This is a genomic window from Brevundimonas sp. LjRoot202, from assembly GCF_964253355.1.
GTDB lineage: Bacteria > Pseudomonadota > Alphaproteobacteria > Caulobacterales > Caulobacteraceae > Brevundimonas.
The window spans coordinates 17167-39006 of sequence record NZ_CAXUQW020000008.1; the positions used below are offsets into that span (position 1 = coordinate 17167).

The window sequence follows — 21840 nt, forward strand, 5'->3', positions numbered from 1 at the left end:
GGCGAAGTCCGCACGTAGAGGCGGCGCGCAATTGAAGCGAGTTTGAGTTTGCCGGTCCGCAACGACCATCACCAGAAGACCACCGTCGCGCCCGCGATCATCGCCGGCGTGGGCGTGCACACGGGCGACCGGGTGCGTCTTGCGGTGCGTCCGGCGCCGGTCGGGACCGGCATCGTCTTCGTGCGCACCGATATCAAGGACCGCGACAACCGCATTCCGGTCTCCGGCGAGGCCGTCGTCGACGCCCGCCTGAACACCATGATCGAGAACGCCGCCGGCGTCCGCCTGTCGACCATTGAGCACCTGATGGCCGCCTTCGCCGCCCTGGGCGTGTCGAACGCCGTGGTCGAGGTGGACGGGCCGGAACTGCCGATCCTCGACGGTTCGGCGCTGCAGTTCGTCCAGCTGCTGGACCGCGCCGGCTTCCGCCGCCAGGAAGCCCCGGTCCGCTATATCGAGATTCTTGAACCGATCCGGGTCCAGGACGGCGACAAGACCGCTGCTTTGCTGCCCTGCGACCGCTACGAGATGCGCTTCGAGATCGACTTCGCCTCGGCCGCCATCGGCAACCAGGTGGTGGACTTCGTGGTCGACGAGCAGACCTTCCGCGACGAGATCATGGCCGCCCGCACCTTCGGCTTCGCCCACGAGGTCGAGGCCCTGCGCAAGGCCGGCCTGGCCCGCGGCGGCAGCCTCGAGAACGCCGTGGTCATCGACGGCGACCAGATTCTCAATCCGGGCGGACTGCGCATGGAGCGCGAGTTCGTGAAGCACAAGGCGCTGGACGCCATCGGCGACCTGTACGTGCTGGGCGCGCCCCTGCTGGGCCGCTACGAGGGCGTCAAGGCGGGCCACCACATCAACAACCTGCTGGTCCGCGAACTGCTGGCCAATCCGCAGGCGTGGCGCGAGGTGACCCGCGTGCCTGAGATGGCGATGGCCGGTTGATCAGCCGAGGCTGATCGCGCTCATCTGCCGGCCGAAGTCCGGCTCTCCATTCAGATACGCCCGACGATTCGAGAAGAACCGCGCCGCGTCCGTTCGCGTGTCCTCGCCGGTCCAGGCCGCGGCGCCGACGCCGGCCTGTTCCAGCCGCCACAGGACATAGCCGGGCAGGTCGAACTGCCGCTTATCGACCGCCGCGCCTGGAGCGAAAAAGCGCGCGCCGCCGGGGTCGTGGTGTTCGAACCGGTCCTGGAAGGCGGCGTCAACCTCATAGCTCGCCTGCGCGATACAGGGCCCAATCACCGCGACCATGCGGGCGGGGCGGGCGCCGAGCGCCTCCATGGCGGCGACGGTGGAGTGGATGATCCCACCGAGCGCGCCCTTCCAGCCCGCGTGGGCCGCGCCGACGATCCCGGCCTCTGGGTCGGCCAGCAGGACGGGAGCGCAGTCGGCGGTGAGGACGGCGCAGATGACGCCCGGCGCGAGGGTGACGCTCGCATCGCCTTCGGGCCGGTCGCCCTTCCAGCCCGCCTCGGCCACGCGGCCGACGGCGGAGTGGATCTGGTAACAGGCGGCGAGGTCGTCGGGCGCGCCGCCGAGGTGCTCTGCCACCCGCCGGCGGTTCTCGGCCACCGCGGCCGGATCGTCCTTCGAGCCGATGCCGGTGTTGAGGCTGCCGTAGAGACCGGTCGAGACGCCGCCGTGCCGCGTGAAGAAGCCGTGGCGGACGCCGGCGCGGTCGAGCAGGGGGTGGGTGATGGGCTCCAGCGCCATGGTCAGTCCTCGAAGCCGGGCACGACGAGCGTGTGCGGCGAGAAGACCGCGCAGGCCTTGAACAGCGCGCCCATCTGGTCGTCGGCCGTCAGGCGGGCCAGCTGGCGGTCGATGATCGGAGCCGCGTCGGGGCGGCCTTCCTTGAGGCGGTCGGCGCGGGGCGCGATGCCCAGTCGCTCGAGAAACTCGCCCTGGCCCATGGTCCCGGTCACGTCGGCGCCCGCATGGACGGCCGCTTCCTGCACGGTGGGGAAGTCGGCCCACTGCGTGAGGTCGGCTTCGCCCGGGCTCTCCAGCGGATCGACCTTCTGATGCCGGCGCAGGGCCTGCAGGGTGTCGCCGGCCTCGGGGCGGGCGCGGCCGTAGTCGATCAGCAGGGCCGCGCCTGACGCCGCCTTGACCAAGGCGGCGACTTCGCGCCCGAACATGGCCTGCTGGTCGGAAATCTCCACCGTCTGACCCGGCTCGACCTCGAACGTGGGTCGCTTGAAGCCGCCGGTGATCGCCTTCAGGCCGAAGATCAGGGCGCCGCTGTCGGTGACGCCGACGCAGCGCTCGGCCCAGCCGTCCCCGGTCTTCACGAACTGGCGGGCGGGCAGGCAGTCCAGCACCTCATTGGCGATCAGGATCACCGGGGCGTCGGTCTCGATCCGGTCGAGCGATGACACCCACCGGGGGTGGACGTCGCTGTCGGCCAGCATCCGGGCCTGGGCTTCGCGCAGCGGCGGGCTGGGCTCGATCAGGATCAGGTCGACGGCGCGCAGGAACTCGGGCGCCAGACGGGCGGCGCGCAGGGCGTCGGCCATCAGCGTCCCGTCGCCGGGCCCGACCTCGACCAGCCGGACCCGCTCGGGCGCGCCCAGTCGCTCCCACAGCTCGACCGCCCACAGGCCGATCAGCTCGCCGAACATCTGGCTGATCATCGGCGCGGTGATGAAGTCGCCGGTCGCCCCGATGGCCGGGCGGGTGGCGTAGTAGCCGCCCTGCGGGTCGTGCAGGCAACGGGTGACGTAGTCGGCGACCGTCATGGGCCCGGTCAGGGCGATCTCGCGCGCCAGCCGGTCCCGCAGCGACATTCAGTCCTCCGTGGCCACCGGCGGCCGCTTCCACGCCCGCCAGATCAGCCAGGCGCCGACCAGCATCATCGGGATCGACAGCATCATCCCCATGGTCAGGCCCAGCGGCAGGTTCTCCATGCCGAAATCGGGCTGTCGCACCGTCTCCAGCGAGGCGCGGACCAGACCGTAGCCGAACAGGAAGATGCCGGTGACGTAACCCGGCTTGGCCAGCAGCCGGCCCTTGTACACGGCCAGCCACAGAATGACGGCCAGCGCGATGCCCTCCAGCCCCGCCTCATACAGCTGACTGGGGTGACGGGTGACGTTTCCGGGCCCCTGCATCTGTCCGTTGACGAGGAACTCGCAGGTCGAGCCATAGGCCTCGCGCATCCGGCTGCTGCAGAAGTTGATGCCCCAGGGCGCGTCGGTCGGGCGGCCCCACAGCTCGCCGTTGATGAAGTTGGCGATGCGGCCGAAGAACAGGCCGATCGGCACGACCGGCGCGATCAGGTCGCCGAGACTGAGCAGGCGGATCTTGTTCTTCCGGGCGAACCAGCCGATCGCCAGGCTGACGCCGATCAGGCCGCCGTGGAACGACATGCCGCCGTCCCACAACCGGAGCAGGGCCAGACGCTCGCCCCAGTTCGCGCCAGTGAACAGGTCGGCGTAGAGCTCAGGCTTGTAGAACAGGGCGTAGCCGAACCGGCCGCCGAGGATGATGCCCAGGGTGATCCATAGCACCAGATCGTCCAGCTGCACCGTCGTGACCGGCGGCTTGCCCGGTTGCCAGACCGCGGTGTTGCGGGCCAGCCGGTTGGCGTACCACCAGCCCAGAACGATGCCCGCCACATAGGCGAGGGCGTACCAGCGGATGTCCAGCGGACCGATGCTGACCAGAACGGGATCGAATTCGGGGAATTGCACGGGCGCTCCTGCAGGCGGTTCGTGCCACGGGGTTTAGCAAGCGTCGCCGCGCCCGTCGCCGAAATTTCGGTGGACCCTTCCGCCCAAATGCCGCCACAGGTCGCATCGACAGCAAGGTTTCGTTCACCATATCGGGCAACCATCCCTTAACGACGTTCGCTTGTTCGAGTCGGAGAGTCCTCATGCAGACGCGAAACCCCATCCTCGACGAGTTCGCCAAACTCACCACGGGCGCCATGGGGCTGGCGCAGGCCGCCGGCGAGGAGGCCAAGACCGCCTTCCGGGCCCAGGCCGACCGTTTCGCCGCCGACATGGATCTGGTCCGCCGCGACGAATTCGACGCCCTGAAGGCTGAAATCGCGGCGCTTCGGACGGAGATCGCCGCGCTGAAGGGGGCGAAGAAGCCTCAGAAGGGAACGTCCACAGCGGCTTCTCCCGCACAGGACGCACCCGGTTGAGCCGAATCTGCGAACCCGCCTACCGTTCCCTGAGAGGGCGTGAGTCGCGCCCGGAGACGTCTTGATGGACACTGCCCGGCCCGAAGAAGTTGAGGTTCCCTACGACCCGCTGGATGTCGTGGAGCACGTCCTGGTGGCCGAGAACCTGCCGTTCGACCGCACCGACGAGGGCGACCTGGCCTTCTCGCTGGCGGGTGACTGGAAGGACTATGAGCTGTGGTTCGCCTGGCGGCCCGAGGGCGATTGCCTCCAGTTGTGCTGCGCCCTCGACCTGCAGGCCTCCAAGGCCCGGCGGGCGGCGGCCTATGAACTGGTCGGCCTGATCAATCAGCGGACTTGGATGGGCCATTTCGAGGTCTGGGCCGAGGATGGCGAGATCGTCTTCCGCCATTCGCTGGCCCTGCCGATGGGCGAGCGGCCGACCTTGGGCCAGGCGGCCTCGATGATCGACGCGGCGGTGGAGGCGGCCGACCGCTACTACCCCGCATTCGACTTCATGATCCGCGGCAACAAGAAGCCGCAGGACGCGATCGACTCCTGCCTGTTCGAGACCGTCGGCACGGCGTGAAGTCATGACGGATACGCCATCGACCGGCGCCGTGGTCCTCGTGGGCTGCGGTCGCCTGGGCTCGGCCATTCTGGAAGGGTGGCTGGCGACCGGGACCGTGGCGCCGGCCGATCTGATCATCCTGACGCCCTCGGAGAAGCCGGCGGCGGAGACGGCGCGGGAGCGGGGCGCGAGCGTCAATCCGCCGGTCGACGCCCTGTCGGGAGCCCGCGCGCTGGTGCTGGCGGTCAAGCCGGCGAAATGGCGGGAGGCGCTCGCCCCGCTGCTGGCCGCGCTGCCATCCGGTACGCCCATCATCTCGGTCATGGCCGGGGTGAGCGCCGATGACATCGCCGTCCTGTCCGAACGGCCGGTCACCCGCGTCATGCCGACCACGGCGGTGGCGCAGGCCCGCGGCGTCGCCGCCCTGTGGTCGGCGGACAATAACGCCCGCGAGACCGGACGCCGGCTGTTCGGCGCCATCGCGGATGTCGTGGATCTGGACCGCGAGGCGCTGATGGATGCGGCCACGGCGGTGGCCGGCTCCGCGCCGGCCTTCATCTACGCCTTCGCCCAGGCCCTGGCCCGGGCCGGCGAACGGCAGGGTCTGTCATCGGAAGCGGCCCGGCGGCTGGCCCGGGGCGCCCTGCGCTCCGCCGGGGCGGGGGCCGAGACCGGAGCGCCGCTGGCCGATCTCGTCGCCCGCATCGCCTCGCCTGGCGGGACGACCCGGGCTGGGCTGGACGCCATGGAATCCGCCGGCGACCTCGACCGGGCGGCCGAAGCCGCGGTCGATGCCGCCGTCGAACAGGCGCGGGCGATCAGCGGCTGACGTAGCGCCCGTCGACCAGGCGGCTGGCCAGACGCTCATAGGCCCGGTCCGCGTCCTGCCAGGTCGAATAGCCGCGCACCTCGGCGAGACTTTGGGAATACCAGTCGTACCTGACCGGCAGCACCTGACCGTCGGCGGTGGTGATGCTTCCCTCGATGGCGGCGCCGCCGATGGAGATGCTGCGGTGCGGATCGAGCCCGGGCCGATCGGCCATCTGTTCGAAGGTCGGCCGGTTGGGCTTCAGGTCGGTCAACACCAGGTCGATCCGGGCGCCGTCGAGATCGCCGTTGCGGGCGAGAGCGCGGCGAACGACCTCGGCCAGTCGGTCGGCCTGTTGGCGGACGTCGCGTTCGCCCAGCTCCCGGGTCTTCTCCTGAAGGTCCGGGCCGATAGTGACGGAGACTGAGGCGGGGTCGGCCAGGGCGGGGCCGGCGGCGACCGCAAGTACGGCGCCGAGGGGGGCGAGAAAGGCGAGCTTGCGCATGGTGTTCCTCCGATTGCCCTGTCGGATCGAAAGATGCGCCTTGCGGCTCCGCTTCGCCAGTAGGCGGGGCAATTTGTGATCGGGTCAGCCGGGCAGGCGAATGACTGCGCGCAGACCGCCCATCTCGCTGCGATCGAGGGTGATGTCGCCGCCGTGACTCCGCGCCACGTCCCGGGCGATGGCCAGGCCCAGACCGACGCCCTTGCGGTTCTGGTTGCGCGAGGCGTCGAGCCGGGAAAACGGCCGGAAGGCCTCTTCGTGCATCTCGTCGGGAATGCCCGGACCGTCATCCTCGACGGTGATCTCCAGTCCGCCGGAGGGGAGGGCGCGGGCGGCCAGCCGGACGTGGTCGCCGTGGGCCGCCGCGTTGCCGGCGAGATTGGCCAGTGCGCGCTTTATGGCGAGGGGCCGCAGGGTGGCGCTGAGGTCCTCGGGGACATGAACCTCGATCTCGGCTCCGGCGCGCCGGGCGTCTTCGGCGGCAACCGCCAGCAGGTCGCCGACCAACACCGTCTGGGCCGCCTCGCCGGCCTCGCCGCGGGCGAAGGCGAGGTATTCGTCGATCATGTGCTCCATCTCGTCGAGATCGCCCTGCATCGCGGTCGAGCGCTTGAAGGGCGGGGCGAGGGCCAGTTCGAGCCGCAGTCGGGTCAGCGGTGTCCGCAGGTCGTGGCTGACCGAGGCGAGCAGGGCGGTGCGCTGTTCGATATGGCGCTGGATGCGGTCGCGCATGTCCATGAAGGCCTTGGCCGCCGCCCGGACCTCCCGCGCCCCGTGGGGCTTGAAGCGCTCGCGGGCCTCGCCGCGCCCGAAGGCCTCGGCCGCCTCGGCCAGCCGCTCGATGGCGCGGACCTGGTTGCGGATGAACAGGATGGCCACGCCCATCAGCAGGACGGTGGCGATGAACAGCCAGACGACGAAGATATGGGCCTGGGTCGCCACGGCGCGCTCACGCGGGGCGATGATGCGCAGCACCCCGTTGTCGTGTTGCACCCGGATATCGACGTAGGCGGGGTACTGGGTGGTCGAGAACCAGAGCGGCCGGTCGACCCGGGAGGTCAGGGCCTCCTCCAGGGTCCGGTCGACCACCCCGATGGGGCCGCGCTCCTGCTCCTCGGGCAGCACGTCGCCCTCGCGCAGGTCGATGGACAGGGACATCGAGCGCTGGGCCCGGTCGGCGATGATGGCGAGGTTCCGCGGCGTCGGATCATCGGCATAGCTCTCCGACGCCCAGGCGATGTCGCCGGCGAGCCCTTCGGACAGGCGGGCGGTCACCGTCTGCCAGTGCATGTCGAAGAAGGCCCAGGTCACCGCGACCTGCATGACCAGAACCGGCAGGACGATAATCAGCAGCGACCGGCCCCAAAGCGAGGTCGGCAGGCGCCGTTTCAGCACCCGGGCCCACAATGACGCCGGCAGAAGTTTCACGTTCCTTCCCCCGCGAGGGGAGAAGGGAGGTGATGGTTCGCCTTCATCAGTCGGGGGCCAGCATGTAGCCGACGCCGCGCACGGTCTGGAGGTAGCGCGGGTTCTTGGGGTCGGCTTCCAGCTTGCGGCGCAGGCGGGTGACCTGGACGTCGACGGCGCGACCGGTGATGTCGGCGGTGTCGGGCGACAGACTCATGCGCTCGACGGGGGCGTGGGCGTGGATGGCGAGGGTCTTGAGCAGCTGGGCCTCGGCCTCGGTCAGGCGCTGGGGCTTGCCGTCCTTCGACAGCTCAAGCCGCTCCATGTCGAACACCGCCGGGCCGAGCTTGATCTCGCGCGGGGTCAGCGGCTTGCCGCCGGTGCGGCGCAGGATGGCGTCGACGCGCAGCGCCAGTTCGCGGGGGTCGAACGGCTTGGACATGTAGTCGTCGGCGCCACGCGACAGGCCCTCGATACGGTCGTCCGGATCGCCGCGTGCGGTCAGCAGCAGGACGGGCGTCTTCGAGGTCTCGGCCTTGGAGCGGACCCAGGTGGTCAGGTCGAAGCCGCTCTCGCCGGGCATCATGACGTCGAGCACGACGAGGTCGAACTCGATCAGCTCCATCAGCCGCCTGGCCGCGGCGGCGTGGGCGGCTCCGGTGACGCGGTAGCCTTCCCGGGCGAGGAATTCCTTGAGCAGCTCGCGGATGCGGTCGTCGTCGTCGACGACCAGCAGGTGGCGGCCGGCGCCGGGACCGGCGACCGGACCCGAGCGGCCATGGGGACGGACGTCGGTCATGCGGATGCGACCCCGCGGGTTGCGGAGGCGTTGACCTCGCCGGTTCGGGCGGCTCTAACCCGAGGGCAGACGCGGGAGACGTTCTTCAATGGCCTTCGTTCCTTTCGACGATCGTGACGGCTGGATCTGGATGGACGGAGATTTCGTGCCCTGGCGGGACGCGAAAACGCACGTTCTGACCCATGCCCTTCACTACGGCTCGTCGGTTTTCGAGGGTGAGCGTATGTATGACGGCGAAATCTTCAAGCTGACCCCGCATAGCGAACGCCTGAAGCGCTCTGCAAACCTGCTGGATTTCGACCTTCCGTACAGCGTGGCCGAGATCGACGCGGCCTGCAAGGCGACCTGCGAGAAGATGGGACTGTCGGACTGTTATGTGCGGCCGGTCGCCTTCCTCGGTCCGGAGACCGTCAGCGTCTCAGCCATCAACAACAAGGTCCGGGTCGCCATCGCCGTGTGGGAGTGGCCCAGCTATTTCGACCCCGAGACCAAGGCCCGCGGCATTCGGCTGGAGTGGTCGAAATGGCGTCGCCCCGACCCGGCCACCGCGCCCTCGGCGGCCAAGGCGGCGGGCCTGTACATGATCTGCACCATGTCCAAGACGGCGGCGGAACGGCGCGGCTACGCCGACGCCATGATGCTGGACTGGCGCGGCTATGTCGCCGAGGCCACCGGGGCCAACGTCTTCTTCGTGCAGGACGGCGTGCTGCACACCCCGCCGGTCGACGCGATCCTGGACGGCATCACGCGCCAGACCGTGATCGAGATGGCCAAGGCGAGGGGGATCGAGGTCGTCGTCCGCAACATCCGTCCGGAGGAGCTGGCGACCTTCAGCGAATGCTTCCTGACCGGCACCGCCGCCGAGGTGACGCCGGTGAGTGAGATCGGTGAGTACCAATTCACCCCCGGCGCCCTCAGCCTCGGGCTGATGGAAGACTACGGCCGGCTGGTGCGGCGGGCCTAGGGCGCGCCGTCGTCACCGGCGACGGCTGGCGGCGTCTTCGCCTTCTTGCCGACGCGGATTTTCCGACGGTGCTTCCACCCCAACCAGATCAGCGGGCCCAGAATCAGGAACAGCGGCAGCAGGGTCGCCAAGGCGTAGATGATCGCCCCCAGCGTTCCCATGAAGGCCGCCAATGACCCGGTCAGCGCCTGCTTGACCGGCGTAAAGGCGTTGTCCGGGGCGAACTGCTGGGCGCTCTGGTAGCTGAGGCTGACATGCGACATGGCCACCCTGGTGCGCATTGCGGTCAGGGCGGACTGGGTGCCGTCCAGTTCGCCCTGGACCCGGGCCAATTCCCGCTCGGTGGCGAGCAGTTGCTCCAGCGGCGCAGAGCGCGTCGCCAGCAGAACCTGCAACCGGTCTCGCAAGGTCGTCAGGGCTCGCAAGCGCGCGGCGGTGTCGGTCAGCGAGCGGGTCAGGTCCTCCGACTCGGTTGAGGCTGCCGCGATCCGCCCGCCCGCCTGCTCCGCGTCGGCTTCCAGCGTGGCTCGAAAGCTCGTCAGCCACGCGGGAGCGGCCCGCAACTCAAGGCTGGCGGTGACGGAATCCCGCCCGTAGCGACGCGACTCCGATTCCAGAACCTGACAGACCAAGGGCCCGGCGCGGGTGCATGCGGCTTCATGCCGGCGCATCAGGTCGGTCGCGCGGTCGGCAGGGACCTCAACGCCGTACCGGTAGCTGTACGCGATCTGGGCGCCGCTGGGGATCTCAGCGGGCGCGGCGGGTGCAGTTTCGGCCGCCGCGGCCGCGTCTGCCGCCGGCGCCATCGCGGCATCCGCCGCCGGGGCTTCCTTGTAGTTGGATGGCGGTCTGAGCATCTCCACGTTGAGGGTCTCGTCCGAAAATCCATCGACCCTCTGCGGCTGGTCGCATCCCGTGAGGGCCAAAGCCGCGCACAGGGCCACGGCGCTGATTGAAGGTGACTGCATGCCGATCCTCCCGACACCGTGCGGATCACGGTTCGATGAGGAAGCGACCGCTTGGAGGCTAAAGCTTGACCGCAACGCAGCCAGACTGCGGCTTGCCATTGCCGGACGCGTGTCGTTCAACGGGGCAGGGGCCGGCGGGGAGCCGGTCGGGGAAATGCGTCCATGTTCAGCGTCCTGAACCTGCAGAGCCTTCTGGGCCTCGCCGTCATCGTCGCCGCCTGCTGGGGCCTGTCCGAGAACCGGCGCGCCTTCCCGTGGCGGCTGACGCTCGGGGCGATCGTGGTGCAGGCGGGGCTCGTGCTGGCGCTGTTCGGAATCCCGGGTTCGCAGGTCGTGCTGACGGCCATCACCGGGGCGGTCGACGGGCTGGCGACGGCGACCAACCGGGGCGCCCAGTTCGTGTTCGGCTATCTGGCCGGCGGCGACCAGCCCTATGTGGTCGGCAACGAGGGCGCGCTGTTCACCTTCGCCTTCCAGGTGCTGCCGCTGATCCTCGTTATCTCGGCGCTGTCAGCGCTGCTGTGGCACTGGAAGGTGCTGAAGTGGATCACCCACGGCTTCGGCATCCTGTTCCAGCGCACCATGGGATTGGGCGGCGCGTCGGCGCTGGCGGTGGCGGCGAACATCTTTCTCGGCATGATCGAGAGCCCGATCGTGATCCGGGCCTACCTCGACAAGCTGACCCGGTCCGAGCTGTTTCTGCTGATCGTGGTCGGGCTCGCCACGGTGGCCGGATCGACGATGGTGGCCTACGCCGCCATCCTCGCGCCGGTGCTGCCGGACGCGGCCGGCCATGTGCTGGTGGCCTCGATCGTCTCGGCGCCCGCCGGCATCCTGCTGGCCCGCGTCATGATCCCGGAAAAGCCGGGCGAGGGCGGGGCGCACGCCGACTACGACTCCGCCCTGAAGTACGACAGCGGCATCGACGCCATCGTCAAGGGCACGGCCGACGGCCTGATGGTGGTGCTGAACATCTCGGCCATTCTGATCGTGTTCGTGGCGCTGGTGGCGCTGGTCAACATCATGCTCGGCGGGCTGTGGCTGTTCGACGGGCCGGTGACGGTCGAGCGGCTGCTCGGCTGGATCTTCATGCCGGTCGCCTGGCTGACCGGGGTGGAATGGTCCGAGGCGGGCCGGGCCGGGTGGTTGCTGGGGGTCAAGCTGACCCTGACCGAGTTCGTGGCCTTTATCGAACTGGGGCGGATTCCGGTCGGGGAGATGAGTGAGCGGACGCGGATGCTGATGACCTATGCGTTGTGCGGCTTCGCCAACATCGGGTCGGTCGGCATCACCGTGACCGGGCTCAGCGTGCTGATGCCCGAGCGCCGCGAGGAGGTGCTGGGCATGGTGTGGAAGGGTCTGTTCGCGGGCTTTCTCGCCACGCTGATGACCGCCTGCGTGGTCGGAGCCATGCCGCCGCTGATCTTCCGCTGAAGCGCCGCCGCCCGGCGTTGACCCTGCGGCGCCGGGGGGGCAGCATTCGCCGCATGACCGAACAGCCCGACGTCTATCCCGTCCCGTCCGAATGGGCGCAGCGCGCCCGCATGAACGCCCATGGGTATGAGGCCGCCCGCGCCGCCGCCCACGAGCGGCCCGACGCCTTCTGGGGCGAGCAGGCCCGGCGGCTGGACTGGATGACGCCGCCGACGAGCATCAAGGACGTGTCGTTCGACAAGGCCGACTTCCGCATCCGCTGGTTCGAGGACGGCGTTCTGAATGTTGCGTGGAACTGTCTGGACCGGCATCTGGAGACGCGCGGCGACGAGACGGCGATCATCTGGGAAGGCGACGACCCGGATCAGTCGGGCAAGCTGAGCTATCGCGAGCTGCACCGCGAGGTCTGCCGGATGGCCAATGTGCTGAAGGGGCTGGGCGTCGCCAAGGGTGACCGGGTCACGATCTACCTGCCGATGATCCCCGCCGCGGCTGTCGCCATGCTGGCCTGCGCGCGGATCGGGGCGGTGCATTCGGTGGTGTTTGGCGGCTTCTCGCCCGACAGCCTGTGCGGCCGGATCGAGGACTGCGGCTCGAAGGTGGTGATCACCGCCGACGAAGGGCTGCGCGGCGGCAAGCGGGTGCCGCTGAAGGCCAACGTCGACGCGGCGATGGAGAAGGGCGCCGGGGAGATCGTCGAGACGGTGCTGATCGTCTCGCACACCAATGCCGACATCCCCCTCGTGGAGGGTCGCGACGTGCGCTACGGCGAGGCCAAGCGCGGCGTGTCCGACGACTGCCCATGCGAGCCGATGAAGGCCGAGGACCCGCTGTTCATCCTCTATACCTCGGGCTCGACCGGGAAGCCCAAGGGCGTGTTGCACACCACGGGCGGCTATCTGTTCTGGGCGGCCTGGACGCACGAGCTGGTGTTCGACTACCGGCCCGGCGAGGTGTTCTGGTGCACCGCCGACGTGGGCTGGGTGACCGGCCACAGCTATTGCGTCTACGGGCCGCTGGCCAACGGCGCGACGACGCTGATGTTCGAGGGCGTGCCCAACTATCCGGACCACAGCCGGTTCTGGCGGGTCATCGACAAGCACGGCGTCGAAATCTTCTACACGGCGCCGACGGCGCTGCGGGCGCTGATGCGGGAGGGCGACGGGCCGGTGAAGGCGACGTCGCGGGCGTCGCTGCGCCTGCTCGGCAGCGTCGGCGAGCCGATCAATCCGGAGGCGTGGCGCTGGTATCATGAGGTGGTGGGCGAGGGGCGCTGCCCGATCGTCGACACCTGGTGGCAGACCGAGACCGGCGGCATCCTGGTGTCGCCGCTGCCGGGTGCGACCGACCTCAAGCCGGGGTCGGCGACGAAGCCGTTGCCGGGGGTGGAGCTGCAACTGGTCAACGCCGACGGCGAGGTGCTGGAAGGCGCCGCCTCCGGCAATCTGTGCATCACCGACAGCTGGCCCGGCCAGATGCGCACCGTCTGGGGCGACCACGGGCGGTTCTTCGACACCTATTTCGCGACCTATCCGGGCAAATACTTCACCGGCGACGGCTGCCGGCGGGACGAGGACGGCTATTACTGGATCACCGGGCGGGTGGACGACGTCATCAACGTCTCGGGCCACCGGATGGGCACGGCCGAGGTCGAGAGCGCCCTGGTGCTGCACGAGGCGGTGGCCGAGGCGGCGGTGGTCGGCTTCCCGCACGATATCAAGGGACAGGGCATCTACGCCTATGTGACCCTGAACGCCGGCGTCGAACCGGACGAGGCGCTGCGCAAGGAACTGATCGCCCAGGTCCGCTCCGAGATCGGACCGATCGCCGCGCCGGACGTGATCCAGTGGGCGCCGGGCCTGCCCAAGACGCGCTCGGGCAAGATCATGCGACGAATCCTGAGAAAGATCGCCGAGAACGAGGTGGGCGCTCTGGGTGACACCTCGACCCTGGCCGATCCGGCCGTGGTCGATGATCTGGTGCGGAACCGGGCGGGCGCGGCCTAGACCGATTCGTTCACCCGGCGGCGTCCGCTTATCCAGGTCTCGACCACCGCCAGATCCTCGTCGAGCATCGCCAGATCGGCGGCGAAGCCGGGCTCGATGCGGCCGCGGACGGCGCCGAGGCCGAGAAACTCGGCCGGATTGGCCGTGGCGAGGGCGATGGCGGACGGCAGGTCGAGGTCCATCAGGTCGCGGGCGTTGCGCACGGCGGCGGCCATGTTCAGGTCCGATCCTGCCAGCACCCCGTCCGGATCGAGGCACAGGCCGTCGCGCACCGTGATCCGACGACCCTGCAGCATGAAATGATCCTCGGGCGAGCCGACGCTGGGCATGGCGTCGGTGACCAGCATGAAGCGGTTCCGCGGGCGGCAGCGCAGCGCCAGCTTCAACACCACCGGATCGACGTGATGGCCGTCGACGATCAGGCCGCACCAGCTGTCGATGTCCTCGAGCGCGGCGCCGACCGCGCCCGGCTCGCGGCTGGTCAGCGGCGACATCGCGTTGAACAGGTGGGTGAAGCCCGTCATCCCGGCGTCGAGAGCCGCCCGGGTCGTGGCGTAGTCGGCGTCGGTGTGGCCGGCGGCGACCACCGCGCCGGCCTGCGTCAGACGCGTGATCATCGCCGGCGTAGTGGTCTCCGGGGCGAGGGTCACCAGCGTCCGGCCGCTCTTCAGCCGGGTTAGCAGAGCGATGGCCCGGTCATCCAGCGTGCGGAATTTGGAGGCGTCGTGGACGCCCTTGCGCGACGCGTTCAGGAACGGGCCTTCGATGTGGATGCCGAGCACGCCGGGCGTCCCGCGGGCGATCGCTTCTTCCACGGCGGTGATGGCGGTGTCGATCACCGACAGGTCGTCGCTGATCAGCGTAGGCAGGAAGCCGGTGGTGCCGAACCGCCGGTGGGCCTGGCCGATCGCGTCTATGCAGTCCGCGGTCGGACAGTCGTTGAACAGGATGCCGCCGCCGCCATTGACCTGGGTGTCGATGAAGCCGGGGACCAGATACGCCCCGCCGAGGTCGTGGACCTCGTCCTCCGGCGTGGGCGCCCGGCCGACCCGCGTGATCCGGTCGCCCTCGACCGTCACCGAAACATCGGTCCGGAACGCGCCTCCGGTGAGGACCCGGCCATTGGTGAGGGTGATCGGCATCAAAGGGTCTCGGTGACCTTGTTCAGGAACGGCGGGCGATCGGGGTCGTGACCCCGCGCGACCGAGGCGAGGGCGGCGAGCCGGTAGAAGCTCTGGATCAGCAGGATCGGCTGCATGGCCGGATGCGCGTCGGCGGCGGGCAGGGAGACCACGCCGGCGCCGGCCTGCGCACCCGCCAGCATGACCTTCGCGCCCCGCCCGGCGAAGTCGGAGGCGAGCGCCTCCATGTCCGCGCGGGTCTCGTCGTCCTGGGCCAGCATCAGTACGGGGAAGCCGGCCCGGACGAGGGCCATCGGGCCGTGGCGGACCTCGGCGGCGCTGAACGCCTCGGCATGCAGGCCGCAGGTCTCCTTCAACTTCAGGGCGGCCTCGCGGGCGACCGCGAAGCCGGGGCCGCGGCCGACGACGTAGAGGCTCTGCGCCTGCACGAGGGTATCGAGCGCGGGGCTCCAGTCGCGCTGGAAGGCTGCGTCCAGTTGATCCGGCAGCGCGTCCAGCGCCCGCAGCAGGTCGGCGTCGGCGCTCCAATGGCCGAGCAGCTGCGCCAACGCGCTGAGGCTGGCGATAAAGGATTTGGTCGCCGCCACCGAAGTCTCCGGTCCGGCGTGCAGGGGGACGGTCACGTCGGCGACCTCGGCCAGCCGCGATCCCTCCGCATTGACCATGGAGATGACGAAGGCGCCGCCCGCTCGGGCCGCCGCCACCGAGGCGACGAGGTCCGGGCTCTGGCCCGACTGGGAGATGGCGATACAGACGCCGCCCCGCAGGCGCGGCTCGACGGCGTAGACCGAGCTTGCGGAAAGGATGGCGGGGCTGGTCGGGACGCCCGTGCCGGTCTCGATCAGATAGCGGGCGTAGACGCCGGCGTTGTCCGAGCTGCCCCGGCCGCTGAGCAGGGCGATGGTCGGTGACAGGTCGCGCAGGCGCTCGCCCAGTTCGGCCATCAACGGCGCGTTGCGGGCGAGCTGCGCCGCCACCACCCCGCCGGCGGAGGCGGCCTCCTGGAACATCCGCGTGTCCCCGGCCCGCATCAGGCGGGGCCGTCGTTCAGTTCGGCGACGAAGTCGTAGGCATCGCCGCGATAGAAGGACTGGGTCACCTCGACGGCCTGGCCGTTGCGGGCGAAGGCGCGACGCTCGATGAGCAGGCCCGCCGCGCCGGGCGCGACGCCGAGCAGTTGGGCCTGCTCCTCGGTGAACAGCACGGCCCGGAGCCGCTGCAGCGCGCGGATCGGGCGCTGCCCATTGGCGTCCAGCGCCCGGTACAGCGACACATCGACAGCCTCGAGCGACGGCAGGCTGGAGGCCGGGACGGTGGAATACTCCAGCGCCATCGGGGCGCCGTCGGCGTAGCGGATGCGGTGATAGCGATAGACCGGGGTGCCCGGGCTTAGCCCCAGGGTCAGCGATTCCTCGGGGGTCACCGCGCCTTCGCTGCGGCTGATCCACGAACTGGTCGCCTTGCGGCCCCGCGCGGCCATGTCCTCGGAGAAGGAGGTCAGCTTGGAAAAGCTCTTCTCGACCCGGGCGGCGACGAAGGTGCCGGCGCCCTGGCGGCGGGACAACAGTCCCTCGGCCACGAGACCGTCGAAGGCCTTGCGCACGGTGATGCGCGACACGGACAGGGCCTCGGCCAGGTCGCGCTCGGCCGGCAGGGCCTCGTCGGCCTTGAGCACGCGCCGCTCGATGGCCTCGCGCACCGCCTGCTGCAGCTGTTGGTACAGTGGCGTCGGCCGCCCCGCATCCAGTTTTCCGATGACTTCAGAGAATGACATGCCAACCCCGACCGATGAGGCTGCTTTCGCCCATCGCCGTCTGCATCACAACCCATCTAACCTAACCAATCAAGGACCAATCTGAAAAAAGAATAGGTCCAATTGTTCGATTTGGGCTTGCTTGTCGTAAACATTTGATGACACCTTGCCGCCTGCGCTCGCCAGAATGCCGTGTGGAGCGCATGGGGGAGGATCTGCATTGGTCCTCTAATGGAGTGGTCGGAACTCGCCGGGGAGCGGGACGGCCGCAGGAGGGACGGGCGTCATGGGTATTCATCGGGCAATTCTGATCGGTTCGGTCAGCGCTCTGGCGCTGCTGGGCACAAGCGCGGCGGCCCAGGACGGGCAGCCGGAGACGACCACCACCGTCGAGGAGGTCATCGTCACCGGCATCCGGGCGTCGCTGCAGCAGTCTCTGGAAACCAAGCGCGAGGCCAATGCGATCATCGACGTGGTCACCGCCGAGGATGTGGGCAAATTCCCCAGCTCGAACGTGGCGGAAGCCATCACCATAATTCCGGGGGTCACCGTCGACCGGCAGTTCGGCCAGGGCGAAAAGGTCAGCATCCTTGGCACCGACCCGGCCCTGAACCGCACCCTGCTGAACGGCCAGACCGTCGCCTCGGCGGACTGGTTCATCCTCGATCAGCCAGGGCGGACCTTCAACTACGCCCTGCTCGCGCCGCAGATCGTCGGCCGGGTCGAGGTCTACAAGTCGCCCGAAGCCCGCATCGACGAGGGCAGCATCGGCGGCACCGTCGACGTGATCACGCGGCGTCCTCTCGACCTCCCGTCCGGCACGCTCTCGGGCGCGGCCAGCTGGCTCTACAATGACCGCTCTGAAGAGGGCGACCTGCAGCTGTCGGCGCTCGGCAGCTGGCGCAACGAAGACCGCACCTTCGGCGTGCTGGTGTCCGCGCAGCGCGCCAGCGACGCCCTGCGCCGGGACGGCCTGGAGTCCTACGGCACCATTCCGGCCAGCTACTACATGGGCGGGAACCCCGAGAATCCAGGGGCCAACTCCATCGCCAACGGCAACTGCGCCGGCCCCTGCGCGGCGACGCTGGCGGCCAATCCCGACGCGAGGGGCCTGAACGCCTTCGGCACCTCCTATTTCGAACAGCAACGGGACCGCGACAGCGTCACGGTCGCCCTTCAGTTCCGGCCGACGGATGCGCTGGACATCAATTTCGACTGGCTTCGCATCGACGCCAGCTATGACAACACCAACCAGTCGCTGTTCGCCTTCCAAGGCAACACCTGGAACAGCCTCGGCGCCCTGACCGACATCCAGATCGACGACGGGGTGATCACCCGGGCCTCCTTCGACAACGCGCTCAGCGTGCTGGACGTGCAGTATCGCGAAGCGGCGATGACGTCGGACAGCTATCACCTCGATGGCAAATACCTCGGGACCGGCTGGGATATCGCCGGCGACCTCGGCTACACCAAGGCCGAAGGCGGCACCCAGCGCCAGCTGTTCGGCGAGTTCCTGAACTGGGCCGACTACACGGTCGACTTCACGGGCGCGCCGGGCGTACCGGGGACACTGACCTACGGCGATCCGACCGTGCTGGGCGACGCGTCGAAATTCTCGTTCGACGGCGGCTGGGGCGGGGGTGATCCCTCGGTCGGGCCGATCGGCTACAACCCCGGTTGGGGCGGCAATATCGTCAGCAAGCCGACCACCGACGAGGAGACCTACGCCCAGGTCGATCTCGGCTTCGACCGGGACGGCGTCTGGGAGCGCCTACAGTTCGGCTACAAATACCGCCAGCACGAGACCGACCAGAGGATGTCGGGCGTGACGGTCCAGATCTACGGCGCGCCCGACAACGCCGCCATGTTCAATCCGAGCCAGGTTCCGGACAACTATCTGGACGGCTTCGACGGCGTGAACGACCAGATGAGCAACCGCTTCCGCATCGATGGCGAGGCGCTCGCGGACTATATCGAGAGCGGCGAATACCTGCGGCCTTGGCAGGCGGCGCCGGTGCCGACCGTCTTCGGCAACGCCGAATTCACCGCCCAGAACTGGAATGTGCAGGAGCGCATCCACGCCTTCTACGGCCAGGCGAATTTCGACAGCGGCACGGTGCGCGGCAATGTGGGGCTGCGCTACGTCCGGACGGCGTCCGACAGCGGCGGCTTCGTCTGCGTCAACCAGACCCCGACGGGCTGCGGCGCCACCGAGGCGGACTGGGCGTGGGAGGTCCGGACCAAGGAGTACGAGGACTTCCTGCCGAGCCTGAACGTCGCCATTGACGCCTCCGAGGACGTGATCGTCCGGCTGGCGGCGGCCAAGGTGATCGCGCGGCCGAACTATGCCGACATGTCCAACTTCTTCTGGCTCTCCGACCAGATCCTGACCGGGGGCGGCGGCAATCCCGACCTCGAGCCCTATTCGTCCACCAACCTGAACGCCGCGGTGGAATGGTATTTCGCACCGGAGGCCATCCTGTCGGCTGAGGTCTTCTACAAGGACATCAGCAACTACATCCTGCAGGCCACCGCGCCCGAGGAGCATTTCAACCAGGCCCAGAACGCCGTCACCACCTACCAGATCAGCCGGCCCACCAATGCGGGGGCCGCCGAACTGCAGGGGGCGTCGTTCGCGTATCAGCAGACCTTCGCCTACGGCTTCGGCCTGCTGGCCAACTACACCTATGTCGACGGCAGCGCCGACAACGGCGCGGACCTGCCCTTCAACTCGCGGCACCAGGTCAACATCAGCCCCTTCTACGAGAACGGGCCGTTCTCGGCGCGGGTGACCTACAACTGGCGTTCGAAATATTTCACCGGCGTCGACCGGGGCGACCAGATGTACGTGCGGGCCTTCACCGGCCTGGACGCCACGGCGGGCTACGCCTTCACCGACAATGTCAGCCTGACGGTTTCGGCCCAGAACCTGCTGGACAGCGAGTACTACGCCTACGCCAATACGGTGGCGCTGCCGCGCGGCGTGTACCGGACTGGCCGCAAGCTGATGGCGACCCTCAGCGTCGACTTCTAGGGCCGTCGGGGGGGGGGCGGCGGTTGTCGCCCCCCGCCATTGCGCCGCGCGGAAGACGAACCGAGGATGACGAATGCCGAGGCTTTCCCGCGATTTCTCCAGTTCTTCCCTGAGCGACAACTCCGGGCGGGGCCGCTTCGCCCCGCCCGTTTCCTTGTCCGTCGGGGCGTCAGCGTGAGCACCGCCATGACCTTCTTCGCGCGATCCGCGTTCCTCGCCGCCGCCGCCCTCCTCCTGTGCCTGGCGGCGCCGGCCGGGGCGCAGGACGCCGGGATCTCGCCCGCCGTCATCCCGGCGCCGCTGTCGGTCACGGCCGGGGCCGGCGCGTTCCGGATCGACGATGCGACGGCGCTGGTCGCGCCCGCGGGCGACGCCGAGGCCGCCGCCGCGGCGCGCCATCTTGCCGACCTGCTGCGCCGGACGCGGGGGCTGGACCTGCCCGTGGCGGGCGCGGCCGGCGACGGCGCGAGCGCCGTGGTGTTCCGGCGCGGCGAGGCCGAGGCCGACGGCTACACGCTGGAGATCAGTCCCGACAGGGCGGTGGTCACGGCGAACGACGCCGGCGGCTTCCTGTACGGCGCGGTGACCCTGTGGCAGCTGGCGACGGCACAGGAGGGGCGGGGCCCGACGTCGCTCGCCGCCATGCGCATCGTCGATGCGCCGCGCTTCGGCTGGCGCGGCCTGATGCTGGATTCGGCCCGCCATTACCAGTCACCCGAGTTCATCAAGGCCTTCATCGACTGGATGGCGCTGCACAAGCTGAACGTCTTCCACTGGCACCTGACCGACGACCAGAGCTGGCGGCTGGAGATCAAGGCCCTCCCGCGCCTGACCGAAGTGGGCGCTTGGCGGGTTCCGGCGGGGGCGGCGGCGCAGGCCGACATCGACCCGGCGACCGGCCGGCCCCGGCTGCACGGCGGCTTCTACACCCACGACGAGGTTCGCGAGATCGTCGCCTGGGCCGCCGCCCGCAACATTGTCGTCGTGCCCGAGATCGATGTGCCGGGCCACGCCAGCGCGGCGATCGCCGCCTATCCCGAGCTCGGCGTCACGGACGCGCCCGGCGCGGCCGTCCCCGCGGTTCCGGCTGACTGGGGCGTCTACCCCGCCCTGTTCAATACCGAGGAGAGCACCATCGCCTTCTTCCATCAGGTGCTGGCCGAGGTCATCGACCTGTTCCCCGGAACCTATGTCCACCTCGGCGGGGACGAAGCGGTCAAGGACCAGTGGAAGGCGTCGCCGCGGACGCAGGAACGGATGCGCGAGCTCGGCGTCGCCGACGAGGCGGCCCTGCAGAGCTGGTTCATCGGCCGCATGGAGCAGTATCTGAACCAGCACGGCCGTCGCCTGATCGGTTGGGACGAGATCCTCGAGGGCGGCCTCGCCCCGAACGCCACGGTCATGTCGTGGCGAGGCGTCGAAGGCGCGGTCGAAGCCGCCCGGCTGGGGCATGATACGGTGCTGTCGCCGGCGCCGACCTTCTATCTCGACAACCGGCAGAGCGCCGCGGATGGCGCGCCCGGCCGCGGCTTCGTCGTGCCGATGGAGGCTCTCTACACCTTCGATCCCACGCCCGAGAGCCTGACCGCCGAACAGGCGGAACACGTGCTGGGGGTCCAGGCCAACCTGTGGACCGAACACATGCGCGACGAAGCGCGGGTCGAACACCAGGCCTATCCGCGCGTGGCGGCGCTGGCTGAACTGGCCTGGTCGGCGCCGGAGCGGATGGACTGGGACGATTTCCGCGCCCGTCTGACGCCGCAGCTGGCGCGTTATCGGACCCTGGGGATCGACTACGCCGAAAGCGCCCTGTCACCTGGGCCGGCTCCGCTGCCGGCCCAGGGCGAGCGGCGCCACGATCATCAGATGACGCTGTGCAGCGCCGGTATCGCACTGTCGCTGATCGACGACGCGCCGCTGCGGGGCGAGCGGGCGTCCTTCCTGCTCGACATCATGAACCCGTGTTGGATCTATCAGGCCGCCGACCTGTCCGACGGCGTGGCGTTCGAGGCGGCCGTGGGCCAGGTCCCGTTCAACTTCCAGATCGGCGCAGACATCGAGAAGGTCCGGCTGCGCGCGCCGAGAACCGAAGCGGGCGAGTTGGAAGTGCGGATCGGCGGCTGTGAGGCCGAACCGGCGCTGGTCATTCCGCTGGCCGAGGCCGCGGCGGACCACGGGGTCAGCGTCGTGCGCGGTCGGCTGCCGGCCACTCCGGGCGTCCACGACCTGTGCCTGACCTTCACCCAGGCCGAGGTCGACCCGATCTGGGGCCTCGACTGGGTCCGGCTGTCGCCGGCGGAGCGCCGCTGAC

19 protein-coding genes are annotated in these 21840 nt (G+C 69.4%); 9 read left to right on the forward strand and 10 right to left on the reverse strand.

Annotation, left to right across the window (positions count from 1 at the left end; all coding sequences use genetic code 11):
• Positions 1–48 precede the first annotated feature (48 nt).
• On the forward strand, positions 49–948 hold the full coding sequence (gene lpxC, locus ACSQ1L_RS12700; RefSeq protein WP_435995265.1) for a UDP-3-O-acyl-N-acetylglucosamine deacetylase: 900 nt from the start codon (positions 49–51) through the stop codon (positions 946–948).
• Here the strand turns inward: lpxC and pgeF are convergent, their stop codons facing one another.
• From pgeF to lgt, 3 genes are read right to left on the reverse strand one after another with little or no spacing between them, the layout of a single operon-like run.
• A complete protein-coding gene (pgeF, locus tag ACSQ1L_RS12705; protein WP_435995146.1) occupies positions 949–1719 on the reverse strand; it encodes a peptidoglycan editing factor PgeF in 771 nt (256 codons plus the stop codon).
• 2 nt (positions 1720–1721) lie between these two features.
• Positions 1722–2795: a class I SAM-dependent methyltransferase gene (locus ACSQ1L_RS12710; RefSeq protein ID WP_435995148.1), complete on the reverse strand. Its 1074-nt coding sequence runs from the start codon at positions 2793–2795 to the stop codon at positions 1722–1724.
• Positions 2796–3701 carry a prolipoprotein diacylglyceryl transferase gene (gene lgt, locus ACSQ1L_RS12715; RefSeq protein WP_435995150.1) on the reverse strand — a complete coding sequence of 302 codons (906 nt, stop codon included), beginning with the start codon at positions 3699–3701 and terminating at the stop codon, positions 2796–2798.
• Positions 3702–3883: 182 nt separating this feature from the next.
• Here lgt and ACSQ1L_RS12720 point away from each other — a divergent pair, with 182 nt between their 5' ends.
• The 3 genes from ACSQ1L_RS12720 (at position 3884) to ACSQ1L_RS12730 (ending at position 5538) form a co-directional block, all read left to right on the forward strand.
• The gene (locus ACSQ1L_RS12720; RefSeq protein ID WP_435995152.1) at positions 3884–4159 is read left to right on the forward strand and encodes an accessory factor UbiK family protein; all 276 of its coding nucleotides are present in this window, start codon (positions 3884–3886) and stop codon (positions 4157–4159) included.
• Positions 4160–4223: 64 nt separating this feature from the next.
• Positions 4224–4727 carry a YbjN domain-containing protein gene (locus ACSQ1L_RS12725; RefSeq protein WP_435995154.1) on the forward strand — a complete coding sequence of 168 codons (504 nt, stop codon included), beginning with the start codon at positions 4224–4226 and terminating at the stop codon, positions 4725–4727.
• Positions 4728–4731: 4 nt separating this feature from the next.
• A complete protein-coding gene (locus tag ACSQ1L_RS12730) occupies positions 4732–5538 on the forward strand; it encodes a pyrroline-5-carboxylate reductase family protein (RefSeq protein ID WP_435995156.1) in 807 nt (268 codons plus the stop codon).
• Here the strand turns inward: ACSQ1L_RS12730 and ACSQ1L_RS12735 are convergent.
• From ACSQ1L_RS12735 to ACSQ1L_RS12745, 3 genes are all read right to left on the reverse strand, one after another.
• On the reverse strand, positions 5528–6022 hold the full coding sequence (locus tag ACSQ1L_RS12735; RefSeq protein WP_435995158.1) for a hypothetical protein: 495 nt from the start codon (positions 6020–6022) through the stop codon (positions 5528–5530). The two genes, ACSQ1L_RS12730 and ACSQ1L_RS12735, sit on opposite strands and share 11 nt — an antisense overlap.
• An 84-nt stretch (positions 6023–6106) precedes the next feature.
• The gene (locus tag ACSQ1L_RS12740) at positions 6107–7450 is read right to left on the reverse strand and encodes an ATP-binding protein (protein WP_435995160.1); all 1344 of its coding nucleotides are present in this window, start codon (positions 7448–7450) and stop codon (positions 6107–6109) included.
• 46 nt (positions 7451–7496) lie between these two features.
• Complete coding sequence (locus tag ACSQ1L_RS12745) at positions 7497–8228, reverse strand: response regulator (protein ID WP_435995162.1); 732 nt, start codon at positions 8226–8228, stop codon at positions 7497–7499.
• 88 nt (positions 8229–8316) lie between these two features.
• Here ACSQ1L_RS12745 and ACSQ1L_RS12750 point away from each other — a divergent pair, with 88 nt between their 5' ends.
• A complete protein-coding gene (locus ACSQ1L_RS12750) occupies positions 8317–9192 on the forward strand; it encodes a branched-chain amino acid aminotransferase (RefSeq protein WP_435995164.1) in 876 nt (291 codons plus the stop codon).
• Here the strand turns inward: ACSQ1L_RS12750 and ACSQ1L_RS12755 are convergent.
• Positions 9189–10160 (reverse strand): DUF4349 domain-containing protein, encoded by a 972-nt coding sequence (locus ACSQ1L_RS12755; RefSeq protein WP_435995166.1) that lies wholly within the window; start codon positions 10158–10160, stop codon positions 9189–9191. The genes ACSQ1L_RS12750 and ACSQ1L_RS12755 overlap by 4 nt on opposite strands.
• Positions 10161–10322: 162 nt before the next feature.
• On the opposite strand from ACSQ1L_RS12755, the gene ACSQ1L_RS12760 reads away from it, so the two are divergent.
• Together ACSQ1L_RS12760 and acs are read left to right on the forward strand one after the other, a co-directional pair.
• Positions 10323–11594: a NupC/NupG family nucleoside CNT transporter gene (locus ACSQ1L_RS12760; protein ID WP_435995168.1), complete on the forward strand. Its 1272-nt coding sequence runs from the start codon at positions 10323–10325 to the stop codon at positions 11592–11594.
• Between the two features lie 53 nt (positions 11595–11647).
• Complete coding sequence (gene acs / locus ACSQ1L_RS12765; protein ID WP_435995170.1) at positions 11648–13600, forward strand: acetate--CoA ligase; 1953 nt, start codon at positions 11648–11650, stop codon at positions 13598–13600.
• On the opposite strand, the gene nagA is transcribed toward acs, so the two are convergent.
• The 3 genes from nagA to ACSQ1L_RS12780 are packed head-to-tail and all read right to left on the reverse strand — an operon-like array spanning position 13597 to position 16516.
• Positions 13597–14742 carry an N-acetylglucosamine-6-phosphate deacetylase gene (gene nagA, locus ACSQ1L_RS12770; protein WP_435995172.1) on the reverse strand — a complete coding sequence of 382 codons (1146 nt, stop codon included), beginning with the start codon at positions 14740–14742 and terminating at the stop codon, positions 13597–13599. The two genes, acs and nagA, sit on opposite strands and share 4 nt — an antisense overlap.
• On the reverse strand, positions 14742–15752 hold the full coding sequence (locus ACSQ1L_RS12775) for an SIS domain-containing protein (RefSeq protein ID WP_435995174.1): 1011 nt from the start codon (positions 15750–15752) through the stop codon (positions 14742–14744). Before ACSQ1L_RS12775 ends, nagA begins: the two co-directional genes overlap by 1 nt.
• A 20-nt stretch (positions 15753–15772) precedes the next feature.
• Entirely contained in the window at positions 15773–16516 is a 744-nt protein-coding gene (locus ACSQ1L_RS12780) for a GntR family transcriptional regulator (protein ID WP_435995176.1), read from the reverse strand.
• Between the two features lie 265 nt (positions 16517–16781).
• Here ACSQ1L_RS12780 and ACSQ1L_RS12785 point away from each other — a divergent pair, with 265 nt between their 5' ends.
• Both ACSQ1L_RS12785 and ACSQ1L_RS12790 read left to right on the forward strand, forming a co-directional pair.
• A complete protein-coding gene (locus tag ACSQ1L_RS12785; RefSeq protein ID WP_435995178.1) occupies positions 16782–19529 on the forward strand; it encodes a TonB-dependent receptor in 2748 nt (915 codons plus the stop codon).
• Positions 19530–19703: 174 nt separating this feature from the next.
• Complete coding sequence (locus ACSQ1L_RS12790) at positions 19704–21839, forward strand: family 20 glycosylhydrolase (protein ID WP_435995180.1); 2136 nt, start codon at positions 19704–19706, stop codon at positions 21837–21839.
• Position 21840: the final 1 nt, after the last annotated feature.

What these genes read in the sequence shown, in the direction of transcription:
- pgeF (WP_435995146.1), bottom strand. Translation starts at nt 1,719, where the DNA reads ATGGCGCTGGAGCCCATCACCCACCCCCTGCTCGACCGCGCCGGCGTC.
- ACSQ1L_RS12710 (WP_435995148.1), bottom strand. Translation starts at nt 2,795, where the DNA reads ATGTCGCTGCGGGACCGGCTGGCGCGCGAGATCGCCCTGACCGGGCCC.
- ACSQ1L_RS12720 (WP_435995152.1), top strand. Translation starts at nt 3,884, where the DNA reads ATGCAGACGCGAAACCCCATCCTCGACGAGTTCGCCAAACTCACCACG.
- ACSQ1L_RS12725 (WP_435995154.1), top strand. Translation starts at nt 4,224, where the DNA reads ATGGACACTGCCCGGCCCGAAGAAGTTGAGGTTCCCTACGACCCGCTG.
- ACSQ1L_RS12730 (WP_435995156.1), top strand. Translation starts at nt 4,732, where the DNA reads ATGACGGATACGCCATCGACCGGCGCCGTGGTCCTCGTGGGCTGCGGT.
- ACSQ1L_RS12735 (WP_435995158.1), bottom strand. Translation starts at nt 6,022, where the DNA reads ATGCGCAAGCTCGCCTTTCTCGCCCCCCTCGGCGCCGTACTTGCGGTC.
- ACSQ1L_RS12745 (WP_435995162.1), bottom strand. Translation starts at nt 8,228, where the DNA reads ATGACCGACGTCCGTCCCCATGGCCGCTCGGGTCCGGTCGCCGGTCCC.
- ACSQ1L_RS12750 (WP_435995164.1), top strand. Translation starts at nt 8,317, where the DNA reads ATGGCCTTCGTTCCTTTCGACGATCGTGACGGCTGGATCTGGATGGAC.
- ACSQ1L_RS12755 (WP_435995166.1), bottom strand. Translation starts at nt 10,160, where the DNA reads ATGCAGTCACCTTCAATCAGCGCCGTGGCCCTGTGCGCGGCTTTGGCC.
- ACSQ1L_RS12760 (WP_435995168.1), top strand. Translation starts at nt 10,323, where the DNA reads ATGTTCAGCGTCCTGAACCTGCAGAGCCTTCTGGGCCTCGCCGTCATC.
- acs (WP_435995170.1), top strand. Translation starts at nt 11,648, where the DNA reads ATGACCGAACAGCCCGACGTCTATCCCGTCCCGTCCGAATGGGCGCAG.
- nagA (WP_435995172.1), bottom strand. Translation starts at nt 14,742, where the DNA reads ATGCCGATCACCCTCACCAATGGCCGGGTCCTCACCGGAGGCGCGTTC.
- ACSQ1L_RS12775 (WP_435995174.1), bottom strand. Translation starts at nt 15,752, where the DNA reads ATGTTCCAGGAGGCCGCCTCCGCCGGCGGGGTGGTGGCGGCGCAGCTC.
- ACSQ1L_RS12780 (WP_435995176.1), bottom strand. Translation starts at nt 16,516, where the DNA reads ATGTCATTCTCTGAAGTCATCGGAAAACTGGATGCGGGGCGGCCGACG.
- ACSQ1L_RS12785 (WP_435995178.1), top strand. Translation starts at nt 16,782, where the DNA reads ATGGGTATTCATCGGGCAATTCTGATCGGTTCGGTCAGCGCTCTGGCG.